This is a genomic window from Clostridium pasteurianum BC1 (assembly GCF_000389635.1).
In the GTDB taxonomy this organism is placed as follows: domain Bacteria; phylum Bacillota; class Clostridia; order Clostridiales; family Clostridiaceae; genus Clostridium_I; species Clostridium_I pasteurianum_A.
In genome coordinates this window covers 659,848-679,693 of sequence record NC_021182.1, presented here as the reverse complement: position 1 = coordinate 679,693, position 19,846 = coordinate 659,848, and the positions used below count along the sequence as shown (strand labels likewise).

Here is a 19,846-nt window from a genome sequence, read left to right as displayed (position 1 = left end):
CTCATATCTTCTCAATTTTTATTTAAATTTTTGGACTCTTAATAGTTAATTATACTTCTATTCCTTTATTTTCATCATCATCTATTTCATTTAATGCATTTAAAGATTTTGCTACCTGAATAACTAGTGGAACCAATATAACAGCTAAGATGGAATAACCTACTATATGTGTCCAGATATCATTAGCTACTTTCAAAACTGTAGTAACACTACCATGAATAACTGGAGATCCAATTATAGGCTTATAGAAATCTGGTGGTAATTCTTTAAGTAAGCAGATTAAAATTGCATCTACAAAAATCCATTTTTTCTGTAAAAATACTTTACCATTACGCCCAATTAAGTACAATTCTACGAATAATCCCTGCATAATTGCAACTGGCCAATCCAGTGGATTAATTCCACTACCACCGTAAATAAGCTGTTCTAGTATATATTTTATAAATAACATTGCAATAATAGCGCCTGGTCTTCTAACTAAGACAACTGCAAGCAGGAAGAAAAACAGCAAAGGAAAATCTTTAAAATGTAATAAGTCTACAATGCTTCCGATAAGCGGTATAGATTTAAACAATGGGCCAAGTAATCTGTCATTAATTACACTATTAAATACCATAAGAATTACACTAAGAATTGCAAGGGTTATTATATCCTTTGTAGTCCAACGTGTAGACTCTCCATCTTTACCGGGTCTTTTCAAAATATATATTAGTGCCACTACCTCAAGAATCCAAACTACTGCCAGCAGAGTTATTGAAACGGGAAATGGAAATTTAATTTTACTAAATAAAAAATCATGCATAATAATCCTCCTAAGTTAAATTATTTAATAGAGAGTATATTCTCCCTACTGATATATACTAAAAAATTTTTAACACAATAAAATTTTCAAGCAATAATTTAAGTCCATCTTAAAATACACAAAATAGAAAATTAACCATATATATAATTATAGAGTTACCTTTTCACTAAGTTTTTATATCCTTAATTCTCTATTACACATTCATTCCTTTGTTTTGATCATCATCTATTTCATTTAATGAATTTAGAGATTTTGCTACTTGGATAACTAATGGAATCAATATGACAGCCACAATAGAAACACCTATAATATGTGACCCAACATCATTAATTACACTCAAAACTGTAGTAACTTTACCATGGATAACTGGAGATCCAATTATAGGTTTATAGAAATCTGCCGGTATTTCCTTAAGAAGACAAAGGAGTATAGCATCTACGAAAATGAGTTTCGGTTGCAGTAAAGTTTTGCCACCACGCCCAATTAAATATAATTCCACAAACAATCCCTGCATGACTGCAACTGGCCAATCCAATGGATTGATTCCACTACCTCCGTAAATAAGTTGCTCCAGTACGTACTTTATAAAGAATATTGCAATAATAGCACCTGGTTTTCTAACTAAAGCCACTGCAAGCAAGAAGAAAAACCAAAGGGGAAAATCTTTTAAGTGCAGAAAGTCTACTGCACCTCCGATAAGAGGTATAGATTTAAATAATGGTCCAAGTAATCTGTCGTTAACTACACTATTAAATACCATGAGAATTACACTAAGAATTGCAAGAGTTATTATATCCTTTGTAGTCCAACGTACAGACTCCCCTTTTTTACCAGGTCTTTTCCAAATATATATTAGTGCCACTATCTCAAGGATCCAAGTTACTGCCAACAGAGTTATCGAAACGGGAAAGGGAAATTTAATTTTACTAAACAAAAAATCATGCATAATAATCCTCCTAAGTTAAACTGTTTTATAACAAGTTTATTCTTTTTACTAACATATAACTAAATTTTTATAAGGATTAAATTTAAGTCTATCTTAAAAGACGGAGAATAAAAAAGTATCTTAGATATAATAGAATTGAAACTTAATATGATTGCTAACTTCAAAATATAATTTACAAAACAATGCTTTTGCCGAAAATCATTATAATTTTTATAGCCCTCCTTTTATCTTTACTATATTTTAAAGTTTATACAAGCTGTGTTAACTTCACATTAAGATTGTGTTGGAATTTAGTAAAAAAATCTCAATTATCATAAAATGATAATTTATTTTCATTTTTACAGTAATTACTTTAATTTCTTATTTATAGGTACATGTAGTTGAATTTATATATAATTATCTGCTGTGGTACTTTATATATTTAGATATTAAATGATTGCCTTTTCTTTTTTCAACCATTGTGACCATAGTACTTGAAAATTTGTTTCATAATTATCCATACAATAATCATAAAATTTAGCAATAAAATCAATACGTTCAATTGCTGCCTTCCTTTTGGATAAATCCTTGTGGGCAATATTATTTCTAAAATCCTTCCCACCTATTAAAGCCTGTCTAGTTAATATATCCTCTAAGCTAACGTATTTAGCATTTCGAATAATATCATAAAAATCAATAAATGTGCTAGCTCTTCCTGATCCTCCACGACAGTGAAAATGAAGCCATTGTCCTTGTGGAACGATTTTCACAAACTCTATAAAGCGATCAAGCTCACTATCAGATGGTACATGGTGGTCAGTAACGTAAAAACGCATATATCCACAGCCTTCTGCTTTAACCATTTCTTCTTCTGATTGTACTATTTTAGGATCATTTATGGGGTCAGGTACACAGGCTGACTTGCCCTCCACTTCACCAAAAATAATAGAATTTGAGCAAATTAACTCATTCAATAAATTTCTTTCTCTCTCTTTAATTTCCTCTGGCCTTAGGCCCCTGTTAGCGCCATTTTGTTCTCCATACCAACTAATAGCCATGTCATTGACATATCCATGGCTTTCCTGGCGTAAATCAACAATAGTGATGGCTACATTGCCAATAATATCCTTTATCAATTGCAATCCCTTTCTAGAAAACCTACCACTTGCAGAGGCTTGTAACTCTTCTAGACCATTTAAATTCGGAAGCTCTTCAGTTTCCAAATCTACTGGGGCTTTAGTAGTACGAAATCTCTTAGGGAATTCATATGCATTAACTGTATCAACAATGGGATATAACTTCACCAAATTTTCCATTTACCTTTACCTCCCTGTTAAAAATTATATTAATGAAACTCTTATTAAAGCTTATACATATTGTGTTAATTCTCCATTAAGATTAGGTTGGGATTTGGTAAAAAATTTTCAGCTATACTTAAAATAATAATTTATTTGCATTTTTTCTATTAGACCACTAAAAAAAAGCAGGCAGGTATTGATTTTCTTACCTGCTGCCCTCATTTAAATTAATACGTTCTGTTGCCAATATGCAGACTTACTAAACTTATTACAGCTAAAATTAGAAGCACAAATAATAACCAAGCAATCCTATCAGCATTGCTAATTTGGTGCTGTCGTAAAGTGACCCTCTCACTATGTGAACCAAAAGCACGGGCATCAGCCACCATAGCCATAACCGATGTAGTTCTCAAAGAACTAATCAGAAGTGCCACTGTAATCGCTGGAATGCTATTCAAAACACGCCATATATAATTTGGCCACTCCCTTAATTGCCACCAGGATGGAGCACTTAAATTATATCCACGTACTTGCATGGCCTTTTGTAATATTGCTACACGCTCGATCATCTGCGGTAAAAAGCGTAAAGCAACGGTGAATGCAAAACCAGCTACAGGTGGAAAACGGAATTTGTAAAATGCCCAAATAATTTCTGAAGGAGTTGTGGACAATAAAACGATTAATGAAGCTAAAGTGGGAACGAGCATTCGTCCCGCTTGTTGTGCACCAAAAAACATACCATTGGTAGACAATCCTGCCGTACCAAACCAGCGTATAGTCCATGGGAAAGCAAATAATAAATGAGTTCCACCTGGCGGAACATAAAACAAGCCTTGTGACCAGATCATGCCAATAACAGGAGTAAATGCCATTGTAAGTGTTACACGTACACGAGCTGGAGAAGGTCGTAAGATAATCCATGGGATAAGTGTTACAATAAGAAGTACAAATACATAATTCCAATTAAGTAACACACATAATATACCCATGACAACAGGATATACAATCTTTAATCGTGGATCTAACCTATGAATTAATGTGCCTTTAGGCTCATAGGAGAAAAGATGTCTTAAACCTTGAAAACCAACTAGTTTTACAAACAAAACAGGTAATATCAATGGTACAATAAACATAAAAAGATATCCTATGATAGTTTGCACAATTAAAGTTTCAGCAATAGAGCTAAGCAAATGATACGACCTCCTTTGTTTTTATAAAACTTAGGAACTGATCTACTGTAAGACAAACACGTTTTGCTTTACCATCCGTTAAGCAGGTATGTAGATTTGCAATGGGTGGAGGTACAATACCACAAGTCCTAAGTTCGTCTCCACATGCAAAAACCATATCTGGCCTTCCAGATAAAATCACCTTACCATTGTATAAAGCCGTGACACGACTAGCGTAATTCGCCACAGCACCCATGTCATGTGTAATCATCAGGTAAGTAAGTCCAAATTTGTCACGAAGTTGTTGGAGAAAATCAAGAAATTTCTTGGCATGCCCCTCATCTTGTCCCGTGGTAGGTTCATCTAAAATTAATATTTCTGGAGATGAGGCTAATAGTGCTCCTAGTGCAAGACGCTTTCTCTGACCATGACTAAGCTGAAATGGGTTCATATGCCTATGCTCACTCAAATCCACAAGCTTAAGCAATTCTTCAATTGTATACTTCATTTCTGGTATCCCTTTGCGGCGATGGCTGAACCCGAACTGAAATTCTTTTTCCACCGTTGATCCGAATAGCATATTATCTGCAGCTTGAAACAAATATGCTATTTTCCCTGCCTGCTTGGAAATATCTCCTGCATTAACAGGTTTATTCATGCAAGAAACTACGCCATCTGTTGGTTTTTGAAATCCCATAGCCAGTGATGCAAGTGACGTTTTACCAGAGCCATTGGCCCCAATTAAAGCAACCCATTCTCCTGATGAAATTTGTAAGTTTACATTATGCAGTACTTGCACTTCATCATAAGCAAGGCTAACATTATTCCAACTTAAAACACTTTTTGATAGGTCTCCCTTTAGCAAATATGGCCCATCATTCCCTATAAGAGATCGAGCATAAGATGTCTCTCGTAATGCACTATTAGCTTCTTCCACAGCTAAGGGTATGATATCTGGAAAAACTTCAGGCAAAGCACTAGCCAATCGTACTATTTCCGGTACAGATACACCTAATGAGTCCCAAAGTTCAAGATTATTAAATGCCTGACGTGGTGAACAATCTTGAACAATTTTTCCTTCATCCATAAGGAGTACTCTGTCCACCCAAGGAATCACTTCATCAATTTTATGTTCAACTAAGATGATGGTTATACCATGGATTTCATTCAATTCTTTTAAAACCCGTAACACTTCTTGCGTTCCCACAGGGTCAAGGTCTGAAGTTGGTTCGTCAAGTATTAGTACCTGTGGTTTCATAGCTAACATAGCAGCTATGGTAACACGTTGTTTTTGCCCGCCAGATAGAGAAAAGAGTTCGCGCTTACGAAAGTTCTCCATTTTCGTTAGACTAAGGGCTTCCCTGACGCGCTTTTCAATTTCTTCTACTGGTAAACAAAGATTTTCAGGGCCAAAGGCAACTTCAGATTCTACATCAAGCTGAATTAATTGATTGTCAGGGTTTTGAAAAACCATACCTATCCTCTGAGAAATTTCGTGAATGGGCATCTCAGCAAGCTTTTGCCCATCAAAGTATACAGCACCTTCAAAATAACCAGAGATGCGAGAAGGAATTAGTCCTGCCAGAGCTAGTGCAAGTGTAGATTTACCACACCCTGATGCACCAGCCACAAGCACAAACTCACCCTTAGCTATTTTTAAGTCAACAGAACAGAGAACAGGATTATGAGAACCTGCATAAGCAAATGTAAAATTATCAATAATAATATTAGGCATAGTTATTTAACCTCTTTTGATTGATTTTTGCCTCTTGAAAAAAAGTAAGAGATTATAGTAATAATCAATAGAAGTACTGCAGCAAATATTAATGTACCACCATCTGAGAGGTTAAATCTGTTTACATCATCCGGTTTATAATGTGCTGCCATCATGTAAATTCCGTCAACGCCTACTAAAACGGTTAGAATAGAACTTAGTATTGTAATACGTTTCATCATACCCATATTCATATTCATAGTGCACTCCCTTTCTTCTCTGTTAGCTTAATCTTAGGATCCACACCTGATGATGGGTTAACAGAATTTGCCACACGAATTGCCAATGCTGATAAGATAGCGGCTTCAAATCCATTACCAATCAAATTAAAAAGGGACATCAAAAAAACATAACCGAAAGTTGTTGCTGTACCAATCAAAAATGGAACTAAAAAAACATTTTGTATAATTACTGCTGGAACAGCTCGAAGTGCTCCCATAATCAAGCCATCCTTGAAGGGGTTGGAACCAGACTGGAAAATGCGTCCTTTACGAAAAACAATATATAAATCCACAAATAATCCTTGAAGAATTCCATAAGGCCAAAACAGTGCACTAGCTTCAGAACCTCCATATAGTAATTGCATAAGTAAAAAGTTGAGGAATACCATTGCCGTAGCTGCTCCAGGTTTTCGGATAATTGCAACGCCGACCATGAGAAGAAACATATAAGGAATGTCATTCAATGCAAAAGCGTGTCCAAAGGGTATGAGTTGAACAATAGGTGTAATAAATTGATCTCCAATCATATTATCGTATACTTCTAACATAACAGCCATAATTGCAACCATTAAAACATCTTGAGTTGACCATCTTTGCAAAAATCCTAGTTGTTTAGGTCTTTTCCAAATTAAATATAAACCACTAAGACAAACTGCCCAAATAATGATATATGCTACCACATTGACAGCAAATGGGAAATGAATTGGTGTTGTACCCACCCAGGAATCAGGAAATAAACTTTGTTTCATTGCTCTACCTCCACACAAATATAATATTAATAAAGAAACAAAAATATTGACATTGCCTAACTACTAAGTTAATATCTTTTTCTTATCATCACTTGTGTTTTTAGTTGCCATTTCAGTGCTTCATATCTAGTTTAATTTTTCATTAAGCTAATTGTGATGAATAAATTCAATCACCTCCTTATAACACTAAGCAGAGTATATCAAGTCGTAACATGTGTTACAAGGTAATATTTGTTAATTTATGCTAATATATGTTAATTTGTTTTGTATGGAACTTTACATATAGCATTAATTTTAATAATGATACTAATCATAAACAGAGTTCTAAGTATCGGTATTTATGATACTTAGAACTCGTTGTTCTTTAGGGTAAATCATTACATTATCCATGTGCGTAGTCACTCTTTACTACCACTTTAAAGAAAAGCAGAGAACAAAAATCTTTGATTTTCTGTGAATCACTTTCACAGAGTACGTTATAGTATTAGATAGGATAGTCATCGGATAAAGACTGTAAGTTTTTTAAATCTGCAGTGCTTTTAAAATGTATTGTTTCAAATCCCAATTTCTTTGCCCCTTCAATATTTACAGCTATATCATCAATAAATATTGATTCCTCAGGATGAATTTTATATCTTTCTACCAGTCTTTTATAAATATCCTCTTCAGGTTTTAATGCTTTTTCCTCATAGGACGCAACTCCACCATCAAAGTATTTAAAAAATTCATATCTTTGGGTTACATTTTCAAAGGACTGCATATGAAAGTTAGATAAATAATATATTTTATACCCTTTGTCCTTTAATCTTTTCAAAACCTCTACGGTATCTTCAATAGGCGTAAACATTTCATACCAGTTACACATAGCTAATTTTATAAGTTCAACATTTCCATTGCTCCTGCAGCATATTCTATTTATAGCCTCTTCTTCGGTGATTACACCTCTATCCAGCATAGGCCATTCCTCACTTAAAAATATTTCCTCAAAAATCTCTTGAATCTTTTCTTCATCATCAAATTTTGTACGTAAATACTCTATAGGTTTAAAGTCTAGCAATACATTGCCTAAATCAAAAATAATGTTATTAATCATTTACATTCACCTTACCCTTCAAAATTTGTTTATGTACTTTTATTATCTTTGTTTATTAATTAAAGAATAATATAACCCCCTTTCTTCAATTAACTCATCATGCTTTCCGGCTTCAATTATTCGCCCATTATCTACAACGTAGATGAAATCTACATTTTTAATTGTAGAAAGCCTATGGGCGATAATTATAAGAGTCTTGTCCATTGCTATGTTATCAATGGATTTTTGTACTATTTCTTCTGAAATTGTATCTAGTGCAGAAGTTGCTTCATCTAATATCAATATTTTAGGTTTTTTTAATATTTCTCTTGTTATACATAGTCTTTGTCTTTCTCCACCAGATAAGTTATTTCCCCTATCTGCAATAAGTGTGTCTATACCTAAGCCAAGGTTATCTACTATATCGTTGCTAAAGGTATCTTTAATAGCTTCATTTATTTCCTTAAGTTTATATGTCCTGTTGTGAACTAAATTTTCTTTTCAACTGGAATCCAGAGTTCAATATAGCGCTTTTCTTTTTCGGGTTTTTTGAACCAGTGCGTAACGGTTATTTCCGGGCCCTCTGCCAATATATATTCGGAGGACGGCAACCACTCAGATACAATTTTCTTCCTTAAATCTAAATGGGATGAAGTTGGAAAATTCATTCTTTCTGTTTCAAAAATAGCATAGGTTAATTCCGATACAGTAATTTTTTCAAATCCTTCTGTGATCTCCTTATCGCTAAGAACAGCAATATAGTGATCATAACCTTCATCACTGAAATTTGTATTGATGTCATACCAAATAAACGGTTCATTACGCATTTCCATCAGAACATCCTGTTCTTTACGTGTATTCACCCAAAAATCTCTCTCCTGATCAAACCGCTCTCCAAGTTCACCTATAAATTTCTTTTTGTAACCCACAAAGGCTAATGCATTCTTTTTCTCAATTCTGTAATCCATAATATCTCCACCTTCCAATGAAATTTTGATTGACAGACGGCAAAAAGATTTTATTTTCGCTCCCGGCTCTCGAGCCGCCCTTGGTGTAATACCATGGAAACGAGAAAATGCCTTAGTAAAGCTTTCTGGAGTTTCATATCTATACTTGAGGGCAACATCAATAACTTTTATGTCCGACATTGTAAGATCCACTCCTGCCAAAGTCAGTCTGCGCTTTCTAATATATTCGCCAACCGTATAGCCACATAAAATACTAAATACACGTTGAAAATGAAAGCTTGAAACAAGCGCACGTTTAGAAATTTCTGAGTAATCTAAGTCATAAATCAGATTATCCTCAATATAGTCAATGGCTTTTTGCATTCCTGTTATCCAATCCATCTTTATCCCTCCTGTCATATTTAATATAATTTATGTGAGAGGTAATTTCCTGTTTTTATATGCGGAGATATGTCTAGTAATTCAGCCATTTTATAAACAGACCTTCTATTTGGTTAAAGTAATTTCGCCTTATATTACGTTTGTGATGCTAAATAAGAAAATTACGGAATCCATTTTACATAGCGATATTCATTTAATGTTTTGCCAATGGTAATTTCCTTTACTGTTCCATCATGTTGAAATCCAATTTTCTCATAAAATCTCCTTGCATTTAAATTTCCTTCGAGAACCCACAAGAAAATTTTTTTATAATTTCTCTTTTTTAATTCATTCAAACCCCAACTCATTAATTCAGAACCTATTCCTAAATTCCAATACTCTGGTAGCAAATATATACCCCATATTTCACCATACGAATCTTTCTTATCTTCATCTCTACATTTCCCTATACATATTAATCCAAGTGCTTTTTCATCTTTAAATATTATTGCATCTTCTTCCCATCCTTCCGCCAATGCTTTTTCAAAGTATTTTTGTCTTTTATCAGGAGTAATGTTATTTAATATTTCATCAGGTACTATGCTTTTATATGCTACTTTCCACGATTTTGAATGAATCTCTCCTAATATTTTTGCGTCATTAATATCAGCATAACGGATTTTATACATAAAATAACCTCCATTCACTATTTCCCAATATTTTATAGTTATTTTTCATAACTAACAAACGGTATAAAAAGATTACGAATTAAATAACTTTCATCTTTCAATTTTCAGTTTTGAAGCAACCAATGTAAACTCACCTGGAATATTTTTATTGGAATCAAATCTTGGTCTTTCAACAAGTTTATCAATAATAAACCCGGCTGAAGCAAAAGAACTAATAATTTCACCCATAGTCCAATATCTTAAAAGGCACTTTGGAAACTCGTTCTGTTCATTCTTTTGAAAATACTTTTCATGTGCTACCTCACCAATTTGTAATGTATTTTCAAAGTAATTACCTGTAAGTTCCAAGGTGTCATCACGAACATCGAAAATATCGCGTACTTTAAATATTTTTCTGATAGGATGAAAATCATTTAAAACCAATTTGCTCCCTAGTTTTAATAGAGCATATATCTTTTTTCAAAACTCATTTATGTCTGAAAAATAATGCAGTATTCCGCCTTCCATGTAAACAATGTCGAAGTAATTACACATTTCATCAATGTTTAATTCTAAAAAGTCTGATACGATATATGTTAAGTCTACACCTGCTTCTTTAGCAACTTCCATTGCATATTTTTTATTATCTTCAGAAATATCTATAATAGTGACATCAGCACCAAGTATTGATAATGGAACTGCCTTTTTACCACAAGAACCAAGCAAATTAGCAATTCTCTTTCCTTTCACATCACCAAGATATTCAAGATGTCTTCGTAGATATTTTTCAGGTTGTTTTATCATATCTTTAGCAATATCACTGGGTGAGCCCAATCCATTCATCCAAAATTCATAGGCTTTATATGACCATGCTTTTTTATTTGTTTCACTTTGATTGCTCATTAACTTTGTCCCTCCGCTTCCTTAATAATTCGTATAATGTTACTACCATGACACTTAAAAAAATTTGTCTATCACTGCAATAACTAATTATATTAATCAGCTTTAGCTATTTAATGGATACGGTAGTAAATTACCATGGAATATTTTCATTTTTCCAACCACGATGTTCATCAAATCTCTTTAATGTAAAACCAGCTGTGATAAATAATTTTCTAAAATTAATTTGCAAATTGTAATACTAATTCTTTTATTTCTCTCCATTGATAAAACCTAATTGGCACTTGAATACTCCATTTAATAGTAATATTTTCCCAATGTTCCATTCGTCTATTATATTTTTTTACCCATGAATCAAAAATCCAGGTATCACAAAGGTGCTTATAACAAGTTAAATTAAATACAGATTCCCATTCTTCCTTTGTCAGGTAATTAAAATTTTGATACCCCCTGCAGAATTGTACTATTGCGTCTTTATCAAATGCAGATATATGCAATGCAGTATCAATATCTCCAGCCCAACAGCCTATTCGTCCTGCACCATCGGTCCAATCAATAAGGGCATTAACTTCAAATTTGTCATTAAAAATAATCTGTTCCACCCAAAATGAATTAAATGTAAGGCCAACCCTTGACATAGTAATCATTCCTTGTAAAAAATCACGTGGTAATAATTCAAGTATTTCTATCTGCTCTGAAAGTACCTGTTTTGCATTATCCGCAAATTTACCTGAAAAATGTTCATATTGACATAATAGCTTCTTACATTTTTGAATGGCAGCTAAAGGACTTGGAAGTTCTAAATATTTATATTGTTTATCAACTTGAAAAAAAGAATGAAATTTCCCCAGTAAACATCCCATTGAATAAGCGCCTTCTTTAGGTAATTCTCCAGGATGGAAGGTATTACCCTCTACCCACTCGGTAACTTCATAAGTTTCGCCATCAATATGTGCTAGGGGCATTTTATTTTTTGTAAATATTAATTCCGGTACAGGGAATCCATTTGCACGAAGTTCTTGACTTAACAATAGCCCACGAAGCATCTCATCATGTCGTGTTTCTATTCTATCTTTTTTCCAAAATCTTTTTGCAAAGAATTTTTCTGTTAATGTCCAAACCTCAAAACTTTCTTCCCACAATCCATACTCAATATTTTTAACTTTTGTTATTTGTAAACCATATGCTTTATATAAAGCATTTATAATTCTCTCCATTTAGTTTATTAACCCACCTTTTAATTATCAGTTATTATTAATTATGAACCTGTTGATTTATAATGCCTAACTCCAAATCTCCATAAAATATAGCTAGGAACTAAAAATAAAATTGCAATTATAGGTGAAAACATATAAAAAATATCATAGCCTTTATTCTTACCTATAATAAATAAAAATGGATAATAGTTAATATAAGCAAGTGGAACAACAAATGTAAAAAATTTCAGCACCCAATCCTTATATATGTCTAAGGGATATTGCGCTAATTCTCTACCACCATCAGTAAATATGTTCATAAATTCAAGACTCTCAATAGTAAAAAAACATATTGCTGCATATATCATAAACAATCCAAAAAACAAGCAAACTCCACCTATAATCATCAAGGTAAGTGTAAATATTTTATCAATACTCCAGACAACCTGACAGGCATTTATAGAATATATGAATACAATAAAAGCTTGGATAAGTCGCCCGATTCTCGTAAGCTCAATGCGTGAACCTATAACCTGCAATATTTCATTTTGAGGTCTTACCATAATTCGATCAAATTCACCATTAGATATCATTCCTGAAAAAGCATCAAAACCTCTTCCAAAGCATTCTGCTAATGCAAAGGACATGAAAATTGTACTGAAGCACAGTAATACTTGATTAAAAGTGTAACCCCTTATACTTCCAAATCTTATAAATAGAAAATACATGCTTAAAAATGCAAAAAAGGTTGTTAAGCCCTGACCAATAGAGGTAAGAAAAAATGAAGTTTTATATTGCATCACTGACCTTAATTGAATTGAAAAATATTTTAGATACAACTTCATAAATTTATCCTCCTTGTATTGTTACACGCGTCAATGCTTTAGACATTACAAATTTGCCAATAAAAATAAGTAATATTGCCCAAAATACTTGTAATACCATGGCAATAAGTGCTTCCTTTACAGGAAGCTGACCGCTATAAATTCTGAAGGGAACGTTTTGCATTGCCGCAAAAGGGGAAAGATAAATATACTTAGTAAACCATTGTGGTAAAAATGGCAGTGGAACAAGACCACCAGAAAGGAAATCTGCAGTCATTACAAGGGCAATTCTAACTCCCATAGGGGATATTGTGTAAAAGGTGAATATATAAACCAGCATACAATAGGAAATAACCACTATAAAGGCCAAAAACATTGCAATCATAAATAATAAAGCAGCTATGCCAGAGCTTGGCAAGGTAAATTTATATGGTTCCGGTAAAAGTAATGCAATTGTAATCAATGGGAAACATCTTAAACCAGTTTTGGAAAGCCTTATAGCACAATTTTTTATGAACCAGGTATTGTATATGTCCAGTGGCCTACATAGCTCATATGCAACATTCCCACTTGTTATAAGACTGAAGATATCGTTATCCAAAAACCATGTCATAAAAAGTGCTAAAAATGCTTGTTGAAGCCAGATATAATTTGAAAGCTGTGAGAACTCCATTGGTGCCTTATAAGGATTACTTTCATAAAAGGTATGGTAGAGCATTATATACATAAAACCCCAGGCGAACTGGGTGACTATTCCAGCAAAGGCAGCAGCTCTATATTGAAGACCACTTATAAATCTGATTTTAAAAAAGGATAAATATGTCTTCATATTTCATATTCCTTATAAAGTCCTACTACTACATCATCTACTGTTACAGAATCTACGCTAAAATCTTTAAGCTCAACTTGGTTAGAGAGAAATGTTACTGCTGATGAAATTGATATTACATTTGTATCAATAGAAATAACTGCACGTTCCGAATATTTTTCCACAAAGGACAATCCATTGCATAATTCATTTATATCACCTTCATAATCCAAAGTGATTGTTCTGCTTTGGTTAAATTTTTGTTTTAAATCATTAAGATTTCCATCAAGCAGAACTTTTCCCTTGCCAATGAGAATAATTCGTTTTGTCAGTGCTTCTATATCCTGAGTATCGTGGGTAGTAAGTATAACTGTGGTCTTATTTTGGATATTAATATTTTTAATAAAATTCCTTACAGCTATTTTAGATACGGCATCAAGGCCTATAGTAGGTTCGTCTAAAAATAGTATCTTTGGACTATGTAAAAGTGAAGCCGCTATCTCACAACGCATACGCTGTCCTAGGCTAAGTTGCCTTGTAGGAATTTTTATAATATCTTCAATATCCAGCAAATCCGTAAGCATCTTCATATTGCTTTTAAATTTACTATCCGATATATTATATATATCCTTTATAATAGCAAAGGAATCATCTACAGGCACATCCCACCAAAGCTGTGATCGCTGTCCGAAAACAACCCCGATTTCTTTTACATGATTTATTCTATCCTTCCAGGGAATTTTACCATTAATATAACATTCTCCTCTATCTGGATTTAGAATACCGCTCATAATTTTAATTGTAGTGCTTTTCCCTGCGCCATTGGGACCTATATAACCTACCATTTCACCTTCTTTAATTGTAAATGATACATTATCAAGAGCTCGAACAAATTCATAATCACGTTTAAAAAGCGCTCTAACAGCCTTACCTAACCCTGCATTTCGTTTAGAAACTCTAAAGGATTTAGATATATCTTTCAATTCAATCACTTTTGCTTCCTCCCAATTTAATGCAGCAGCGCTGGTAATATTTTGTATACTCAAATATATTTTATTGATTTAATTACATATTGTAACTAATTAACTAATATTTTTACCCTGAAATATGTCTTTTTAAGAATTCATAATTATAAATTATGGCTTTATTTGAATTATGCTTAACATATAGTTTTTCTATATAATTTTTATCAAATTCATACTTTTTTGTTTCAGATATATTTTTAACTATATTTTCAATATCTTTTGCTGAAAGTTCTTTTTTATCAGCCAGATAGCTTGAATAATAAGGATGGCAATTATAAATTCCTGAAATATAATGAGGCACAGAATATCCCCAGTAATTTTCTTTATAAATCATACTTAGGAAATTATCTATTATATCTAATAAAGGCTCTATTTCATATTCCTTATTAAAATTTTTTATTAGATAATCAGCAAACAATTCTGTATTTAAATTTCCTGCTGCCCTTCCCATTCCATAAACTGAAGAGTCAATTATCAATTCTCTGTTACTGGACATTTTTACTAATGCTATTGCGTTAGAATAAGCAAGTTGAAGATTGTTATGTGCATGGAATCCTAATTTCACGTCACTTCTTAGATTATCATCTATCAATGAAGCAAATCTCAAAACATCATCGCTTTGCATAGCTCCAAATGTATCTACTATATAGAATGCATAAATATCAATTTCATTAAATACATTTATTAATTCTAGCAATTCCTTATCTGTATAACATAAAGTCAACATTGGCTGTAGAAAAACTTTAAACCCTTTTGCAATTATCTTTTTCGCATCTTCAGCAGCTGTCTTCCAATGCTCTTTACTAAAGGTTAATCTTATACCAAAAATATTGGAATTGTATTCAATATCGTCTATATCAAAATCACCTAAATCCAGCATAATAACATATTTAGCATCATTATCAGTTATTATGTTATTGATACATTCAATATTATTAAACATAGTTGTATTTTTACATTTACCATTTTTCTTATTGATATATCCAAGCTCTATATATTCAATTTTAGACTTTCTCAAAGAATTAATAAGCTTTATAGATATTTCATTTGAAAAATTCCAATTATTTACATACCCACCGTCTCTAAGCGTGCAATCCAAAACATTTATGTTTGCCAATAGAATCACCTCTATAATTTATTTAGTGTTTATAAGTTATATTTGTTGTCACTAATTTTTTCTCATTTAAATTAATAAATTAGTAACAATCATAGCTAGAAATTCAATATAATAATTATTGTTTTCTGACTATTCTCACACTAAATAAAGTATATAAGATTGTAACATCTGTTACAAGATATTATATGTTAATTGTGTGTTAAATGGTCTTATATGGAAATTTACATATACAATTGATCTTTTCCTGACTGAAAGGTTCAGCCCTCCACCTCTAAGCGAAGCGAAGGTGGGATTTTCCAATCAGGTGGGGTAGACTCCCCACCTGATTTACCGATGTTTCAGCTTGCTGAAACGAGTTCACTTTAGAACATCAAGTTAAGGTTTCTTTTTTTAGAATCATCTTAATACCAAAATATATCAGCAAACATCCTACGATTATATTGAATATTTTTATTACCTCAGCTGAGAGAAATTCTTTGGCGAAACTTCCTATGAAAATAATTATAGTTAAAAATAATATTGTAGGTAATACTGCACCAAATCCAAATAAGTAAATATCTTTTCTTCTCATATTTTCTTCTGCTACTTTAGTTGAAAATACACCTGTCCAAAAAATTATTGTGAGAGGACTTGAAATTGTAAGAATAACTGTGCGGATAAAGACATTATTTGAATTAGATATATTCTGTGTGCCTAAGCCAGGTAAAAAAGAAATATTAAATTGACTTAAAACTGTACTTAATCCAAAAATGAATAAAATGGCAGCACCAAATATTTTTAAACCAATTTTAATGTTCTTTTTATCAATTATTGAAGCTATACCAAGAATGGCAAGAATAATAAAAAGCCCATCAATTAAAGCAGCACCAAATACTCCTGTTTCTGCTATGTAAAATCCTTTTAAGGATGCCATTTGAAATAAAAAAATACAAACAGGCCCTATTGCAAATTGTAGCAGCATGCCGAATTTGAAACCCTTGAAAAGCATTTTGGCATCTTTTAAATTAATTATGTCCATAATGATTTTCTCCTTACTTATAATTGTTATTTCTCCTCTTTTTATATAAATTCCCCTGCCGCTTTATCTACGATGAGAGTTACATTATTATGCAGCTGCAATATTGAAGCTGGCACAGCAGTGGATATTTTACCTTTTACGGCTTTCTCAATTGCAGCTGCCTTTTTTTCTCCACTGGCAAGTAACATTATGGCTCTAGACTGCATTATTGTCTTTATTCCCATGCTTATTGCCTTAGTTGGAACTTCCTCCGGTGAATTAAAAAATCTTGAATTTGATTTTATAGTTTCTTTTTCTAATTCAACAAGATGAGTTCCAACTTCAAAACTTGTATTTGGTTCATTAAAACCTATGTGCCCATTGACACCTATACCTAATACTTGAATATCAATTCCACCTGAAGCTTTAATTTTCTTGTCATAACTAAAACATTCTGCTTCAATGTTTTCAGTCATGCCATTAGGAATATTTATATTTTCCTTTCTCATATTTATATGTTTAAAAAAATTATTCATCATATAGAAATAATAACTATTTTCATTATCTATATTAAGGCCATAATATTCATCTAAATTAAAGGTCTTTATATTTGAAAAATCCAATTCTTCATCCTCATATATTTTAATAAGCTCTCTATACATCCCAAGTGGTGTATCCCCTGTAGCTAATCCAATTACACTGTTATTCTTCAATGCTATTTGACTTGCCATAGTCCTGGCAGCCATCTTACTCATATGTTCATAATTATCTGCCTTTATTATTTTCATCAATATCACCTTCCTATTTTTGCTGTTCTTAATAATTTTATTAATTATGCTTTATACGCACTATTAAAAAAATCATCCACTTTACATTGATCTACAATGAAGTGCTTACCTTCTATTATCTTTCCATGTGAAAATATCCAAAGTACACACATATCTTGGTCAAGATTAATGCTGTCTTTTCTATTAGTCTTAATATGCTGACCTTCTAATACATAGTCATCATTTACTCCCATTACCAACTTTTTAACTTCTACATTGGACTTTAGCATAAAACTTCCCATCTTATCAAAAAATGAAACAACTTCTTCAATACCTGATTTTGTTCCACTTAAAGAGTTACTACCTGGAAATGTCCATTTTATGTTTTCAGATAATACTTGTTTAATAACATTAGTATCCCTCCTACTATATGCATCAAAAAATTTATCAATAATATTTAGATTTGTATGTATCATACTTTTATCCCCCTTTATTTGCTTAATTGCAGAATAGATTATAGTTTTTCTGCAACACAAAACAGTTCCGCAAAATCACAAATTACTGCAGCCTGTGGATTATTATTTACCTCATATTTCATCTTTTCTAATCCCTGTTCATAATCAGAATCTTTCAATAGAGTTAATATGGAAATGTCTCTATTTTCTACATATGTTAATAAGTCAGATACTTTTTGAGCCTTCATATTATATACTAATCCCGTATAGTTGCATACATAATACAGTCATCAAATTCGCCTTTATGAACTAGATATTGTTTCAAAGTTCCTTCATATTTCATTTCTGCTTTTTGTAATACTCTGCCTGATGCTGGATTTTTACTTCTGTGAAATGCCTGCACTCTATTAAAATAAACACCCCTGAATGCATATTCAATAACAGCCCTTAAAGCTTCAGCTGCATACTCATTACCCCAAAAGGATTTTCCAATGCAGTATTCCACATCTGCTCTCTTATTTTTACTATCTACCTGATAAAATGCAATCTGACCAATACTTTCATTAATATCTTTTAAAATTATTGCCCATCTATAAAAATCATTATTGTTATACATGGCTGTCCATTTTTTCAGTAATTGCTGCGCTTCTAAAATAGTACTACATTCTTTTTCTCCGTAATTCTCCTGAACTATAGGATCACTTATCCAATTTTTAAATACACTTGGAGTATCTTCAACCTCAAATTTACGGAGAATAAGTCTTTTTGTCTCTATAGCTTGTGTTCCTGTATGATTAAGTGACATGATGAGTTCCCCACATTCTTTATAAAAATTATTCAAAATTTATGACTATTAAAATATAATTATTAACAATTTTAAGCCTCTTCATTCTAATTCTTAGCTTATACATAAATATTATAGTACAGCCTATTAATTATCAATAAAATAATAATCTATTAAACTCATTATATCTAACTTACTTTATGGTTAGTATCTATCAATAAAGTGCCTACTTCTTTTAATTATAATAATGATATACAATTGTAACTATCCCATTAATAAAAATTTGGAGGTATTAGCTTATGAAAATAATAGCCTTTAACGGGAGTCCAAGAAAGAGCTGGAATACAGCAACTCTTTTAGAAAAAGCACTTGAAGGTGCAGCATCAAAGGGTGCAGAAACAGAACTTATAAATCTCTATGATTTAAACTATAAAGGATGTGCAAGCTGCTTTGCCTGTAAAAAAATAGGAAGCAAAAGCTATGGAAAGTGTGCTTTAAAAGACGACTTAACTCCAATCTTAGATAAAATTGAAGAAGCGGATGGAATTATTTTAGGTTCACCTATTTACCTTGGAAGCATTACTGGTGAGATGAAGTCATTTCTTGAGCGTCTTATCTTTCCATATTTAGTGTATGATGCTGATTATTCCTCTCTTTTTAAAAAGAAAATAAATACAGCTTTCATATATACTATGGGAATAGATGAACAGCGTCTATTAAATTCAGGATATGATAGTTACTTTAATATCAATAAAACGTTTCTAGAACATATTTTTGGAAACTTTGAATCGTTAATACTTACAGATGCATACCAATTTGACGACTATTCAAAATATGTATCTTCAGCCTTTGATCCAGAAAAAAAGGCACAAAGACGTCAGGAGCAATTTCCAATAGATTGTGAAAAAGCCTTTGAACTTGGAGTTAACTTTGCTACTGCTAAATAAATATCTTATAAGAAAATTTC

The 19,846-nt window shown here is 32.2% G+C and carries 24 protein-coding genes; 1 reads left to right on the top strand and 23 read right to left on the bottom strand.

The features are described 5' to 3' along the window. Positions 1-49: 49 nt before the first annotated feature. From CLOPA_RS03220 to CLOPA_RS03115, 23 genes are all read right to left on the bottom strand, one after another. Positions 50-802: a hypothetical protein gene (locus CLOPA_RS03220; protein ID WP_015614042.1), complete on the bottom strand. Its 753-nt coding sequence runs from the start codon at positions 800-802 to the stop codon at positions 50-52. Positions 803-995: 193 nt separating this feature from the next. Further along, positions 996-1,748, bottom strand: coding sequence for a hypothetical protein (locus CLOPA_RS03215; protein ID WP_015614041.1), 753 nt, complete (start codon positions 1,746-1,748; stop codon positions 996-998). A 428-nt stretch (positions 1,749-2,176) separates the two neighbouring features. Further along, positions 2,177-3,043 carry a hypothetical protein gene (locus tag CLOPA_RS03210; protein WP_015614040.1) on the bottom strand — a complete coding sequence of 289 codons (867 nt, stop codon included), beginning with the start codon at positions 3,041-3,043 and terminating at the stop codon, positions 2,177-2,179. Between the two features lie 209 nt (positions 3,044-3,252). Further along, positions 3,253-4,215, bottom strand: coding sequence for an energy-coupling factor transporter transmembrane component T family protein (locus CLOPA_RS03205; protein ID WP_015614039.1), 963 nt, complete (start codon positions 4,213-4,215; stop codon positions 3,253-3,255). Continuing rightward, positions 4,208-5,929, bottom strand: coding sequence for an ABC transporter ATP-binding protein (locus CLOPA_RS03200; protein WP_015614038.1), 1,722 nt, complete (start codon positions 5,927-5,929; stop codon positions 4,208-4,210). The genes CLOPA_RS03205 and CLOPA_RS03200 overlap by 8 nt, the downstream gene beginning before the upstream one ends. Positions 5,930-5,931: 2 nt before the next feature. Further along, the gene (locus CLOPA_RS03195; RefSeq protein WP_015614037.1) at positions 5,932-6,168 is read right to left on the bottom strand and encodes a hypothetical protein; all 237 of its coding nucleotides are present in this window, start codon (positions 6,166-6,168) and stop codon (positions 5,932-5,934) included. Next, on the bottom strand, positions 6,165-6,938 hold the full coding sequence (locus tag CLOPA_RS03190; protein ID WP_015614036.1) for an ECF transporter S component: 774 nt from the start codon (positions 6,936-6,938) through the stop codon (positions 6,165-6,167). Before CLOPA_RS03190 ends, CLOPA_RS03195 begins: the two co-directional genes overlap by 4 nt. 484 nt (positions 6,939-7,422) lie before the next feature. After that, the gene (locus CLOPA_RS03185; protein WP_015614035.1) at positions 7,423-8,031 is read right to left on the bottom strand and encodes an HAD family hydrolase; all 609 of its coding nucleotides are present in this window, start codon (positions 8,029-8,031) and stop codon (positions 7,423-7,425) included. Between the two features lie 42 nt (positions 8,032-8,073). Then, entirely contained in the window at positions 8,074-8,457 is a 384-nt protein-coding gene (locus tag CLOPA_RS26375) for an ATP-binding cassette domain-containing protein (protein ID WP_278246043.1), read from the bottom strand. A gap of 41 nt (positions 8,458-8,498) precedes the next feature. Next, the gene (locus CLOPA_RS03175) at positions 8,499-9,359 is read right to left on the bottom strand and encodes an AraC family transcriptional regulator (protein WP_015614034.1); all 861 of its coding nucleotides are present in this window, start codon (positions 9,357-9,359) and stop codon (positions 8,499-8,501) included. Between the two features lie 161 nt (positions 9,360-9,520). Further along, the gene (locus CLOPA_RS03170) at positions 9,521-10,027 is read right to left on the bottom strand and encodes a GNAT family N-acetyltransferase (RefSeq protein ID WP_015614033.1); all 507 of its coding nucleotides are present in this window, start codon (positions 10,025-10,027) and stop codon (positions 9,521-9,523) included. A gap of 90 nt (positions 10,028-10,117) precedes the next feature. Further along, on the bottom strand, positions 10,118-10,375 hold the full coding sequence (locus CLOPA_RS23540; protein WP_155241858.1) for a hypothetical protein: 258 nt from the start codon (positions 10,373-10,375) through the stop codon (positions 10,118-10,120). A gap of 111 nt (positions 10,376-10,486) precedes the next feature. Then, the gene (locus tag CLOPA_RS23535) at positions 10,487-10,909 is read right to left on the bottom strand and encodes a class I SAM-dependent methyltransferase (RefSeq protein WP_051115597.1); all 423 of its coding nucleotides are present in this window, start codon (positions 10,907-10,909) and stop codon (positions 10,487-10,489) included. Positions 10,910-11,127: 218 nt separating this feature from the next. Next, complete coding sequence (locus tag CLOPA_RS03160) at positions 11,128-12,123, bottom strand: phosphotransferase (protein ID WP_015614032.1); 996 nt, start codon at positions 12,121-12,123, stop codon at positions 11,128-11,130. A 41-nt stretch (positions 12,124-12,164) separates the two neighbouring features. Next, positions 12,165-12,947, bottom strand: a complete 783-nt coding sequence (locus CLOPA_RS03155; RefSeq protein WP_015614031.1) for an ABC transporter permease — start codon at positions 12,945-12,947, stop codon at positions 12,165-12,167. A gap of 4 nt (positions 12,948-12,951) precedes the next feature. Further along, a complete protein-coding gene (locus CLOPA_RS03150) occupies positions 12,952-13,755 on the bottom strand; it encodes an ABC transporter permease (protein WP_015614030.1) in 804 nt (267 codons plus the stop codon). Continuing rightward, the gene (locus CLOPA_RS03145; protein WP_015614029.1) at positions 13,752-14,726 is read right to left on the bottom strand and encodes an ABC transporter ATP-binding protein; all 975 of its coding nucleotides are present in this window, start codon (positions 14,724-14,726) and stop codon (positions 13,752-13,754) included. The genes CLOPA_RS03150 and CLOPA_RS03145 overlap by 4 nt, the downstream gene beginning before the upstream one ends. A 103-nt stretch (positions 14,727-14,829) precedes the next feature. Continuing rightward, complete coding sequence (locus tag CLOPA_RS03140) at positions 14,830-15,885, bottom strand: aldolase catalytic domain-containing protein (RefSeq protein WP_242834257.1); 1,056 nt, start codon at positions 15,883-15,885, stop codon at positions 14,830-14,832. Between the two features lie 361 nt (positions 15,886-16,246). Then, positions 16,247-16,894, bottom strand: a complete 648-nt coding sequence (locus CLOPA_RS03135) for a LysE family translocator (protein ID WP_015614027.1) — start codon at positions 16,892-16,894, stop codon at positions 16,247-16,249. Positions 16,895-16,935: 41 nt separating this feature from the next. Next, on the bottom strand, positions 16,936-17,661 hold the full coding sequence (gene nagB, locus CLOPA_RS03130) for a glucosamine-6-phosphate deaminase (RefSeq protein WP_015614026.1): 726 nt from the start codon (positions 17,659-17,661) through the stop codon (positions 16,936-16,938). Positions 17,662-17,705: 44 nt separating this feature from the next. Beyond that, entirely contained in the window at positions 17,706-18,116 is a 411-nt protein-coding gene (locus CLOPA_RS03125; protein WP_015614025.1) for a nuclear transport factor 2 family protein, read from the bottom strand. Positions 18,117-18,154: 38 nt separating this feature from the next. Next, the gene (locus CLOPA_RS03120) at positions 18,155-18,343 is read right to left on the bottom strand and encodes a hypothetical protein (RefSeq protein ID WP_015614024.1); all 189 of its coding nucleotides are present in this window, start codon (positions 18,341-18,343) and stop codon (positions 18,155-18,157) included. 8 nt (positions 18,344-18,351) lie between these two features. After that, on the bottom strand, positions 18,352-18,900 hold the full coding sequence (locus CLOPA_RS03115; protein WP_015614023.1) for a GNAT family N-acetyltransferase: 549 nt from the start codon (positions 18,898-18,900) through the stop codon (positions 18,352-18,354). A gap of 278 nt (positions 18,901-19,178) precedes the next feature. Here CLOPA_RS03115 and CLOPA_RS03110 point away from each other — a divergent pair, with 278 nt between their 5' ends. Further along, on the top strand, positions 19,179-19,826 hold the full coding sequence (locus CLOPA_RS03110) for a flavodoxin family protein (RefSeq protein ID WP_015614022.1): 648 nt from the start codon (positions 19,179-19,181) through the stop codon (positions 19,824-19,826). Positions 19,827-19,846: the final 20 nt, after the last annotated feature.

What these genes read in the sequence shown, in the direction of transcription:
- CLOPA_RS03220 (WP_015614042.1), bottom strand. Translation starts at nt 802, where the DNA reads ATGCATGATTTTTTATTTAGTAAAATTAAATTTCCATTTCCCGTTTCA.
- CLOPA_RS03215 (WP_015614041.1), bottom strand. Translation starts at nt 1,748, where the DNA reads ATGCATGATTTTTTGTTTAGTAAAATTAAATTTCCCTTTCCCGTTTCG.
- CLOPA_RS03210 (WP_015614040.1), bottom strand. Translation starts at nt 3,043, where the DNA reads ATGGAAAATTTGGTGAAGTTATATCCCATTGTTGATACAGTTAATGCA.
- CLOPA_RS03200 (WP_015614038.1), bottom strand. Translation starts at nt 5,929, where the DNA reads ATGCCTAATATTATTATTGATAATTTTACATTTGCTTATGCAGGTTCT.
- CLOPA_RS03195 (WP_015614037.1), bottom strand. Translation starts at nt 6,168, where the DNA reads ATGAATATGAATATGGGTATGATGAAACGTATTACAATACTAAGTTCT.
- CLOPA_RS03190 (WP_015614036.1), bottom strand. Translation starts at nt 6,938, where the DNA reads ATGAAACAAAGTTTATTTCCTGATTCCTGGGTGGGTACAACACCAATT.
- CLOPA_RS03185 (WP_015614035.1), bottom strand. Translation starts at nt 8,031, where the DNA reads ATGATTAATAACATTATTTTTGATTTAGGCAATGTATTGCTAGACTTT.
- CLOPA_RS03175 (WP_015614034.1), bottom strand. Translation starts at nt 9,359, where the DNA reads ATGGATTGGATAACAGGAATGCAAAAAGCCATTGACTATATTGAGGAT.
- CLOPA_RS03170 (WP_015614033.1), bottom strand. Translation starts at nt 10,027, where the DNA reads ATGTATAAAATCCGTTATGCTGATATTAATGACGCAAAAATATTAGGA.
- CLOPA_RS23535 (WP_051115597.1), bottom strand. Translation starts at nt 10,909, where the DNA reads ATGAGCAATCAAAGTGAAACAAATAAAAAAGCATGGTCATATAAAGCC.
- CLOPA_RS03160 (WP_015614032.1), bottom strand. Translation starts at nt 12,123, where the DNA reads ATGGAGAGAATTATAAATGCTTTATATAAAGCATATGGTTTACAAATA.
- CLOPA_RS03155 (WP_015614031.1), bottom strand. Translation starts at nt 12,947, where the DNA reads ATGAAGTTGTATCTAAAATATTTTTCAATTCAATTAAGGTCAGTGATG.
- CLOPA_RS03150 (WP_015614030.1), bottom strand. Translation starts at nt 13,755, where the DNA reads ATGAAGACATATTTATCCTTTTTTAAAATCAGATTTATAAGTGGTCTT.
- CLOPA_RS03135 (WP_015614027.1), bottom strand. Translation starts at nt 16,894, where the DNA reads ATGGACATAATTAATTTAAAAGATGCCAAAATGCTTTTCAAGGGTTTC.
- nagB (WP_015614026.1), bottom strand. Translation starts at nt 17,661, where the DNA reads ATGAAAATAATAAAGGCAGATAATTATGAACATATGAGTAAGATGGCT.
- CLOPA_RS03125 (WP_015614025.1), bottom strand. Translation starts at nt 18,116, where the DNA reads ATGATACATACAAATCTAAATATTATTGATAAATTTTTTGATGCATAT.
- CLOPA_RS03120 (WP_015614024.1), bottom strand. Translation starts at nt 18,343, where the DNA reads ATGAAGGCTCAAAAAGTATCTGACTTATTAACATATGTAGAAAATAGA.
- CLOPA_RS03115 (WP_015614023.1), bottom strand. Translation starts at nt 18,900, where the DNA reads ATGTCACTTAATCATACAGGAACACAAGCTATAGAGACAAAAAGACTT.
- CLOPA_RS03110 (WP_015614022.1), top strand. Translation starts at nt 19,179, where the DNA reads ATGAAAATAATAGCCTTTAACGGGAGTCCAAGAAAGAGCTGGAATACA.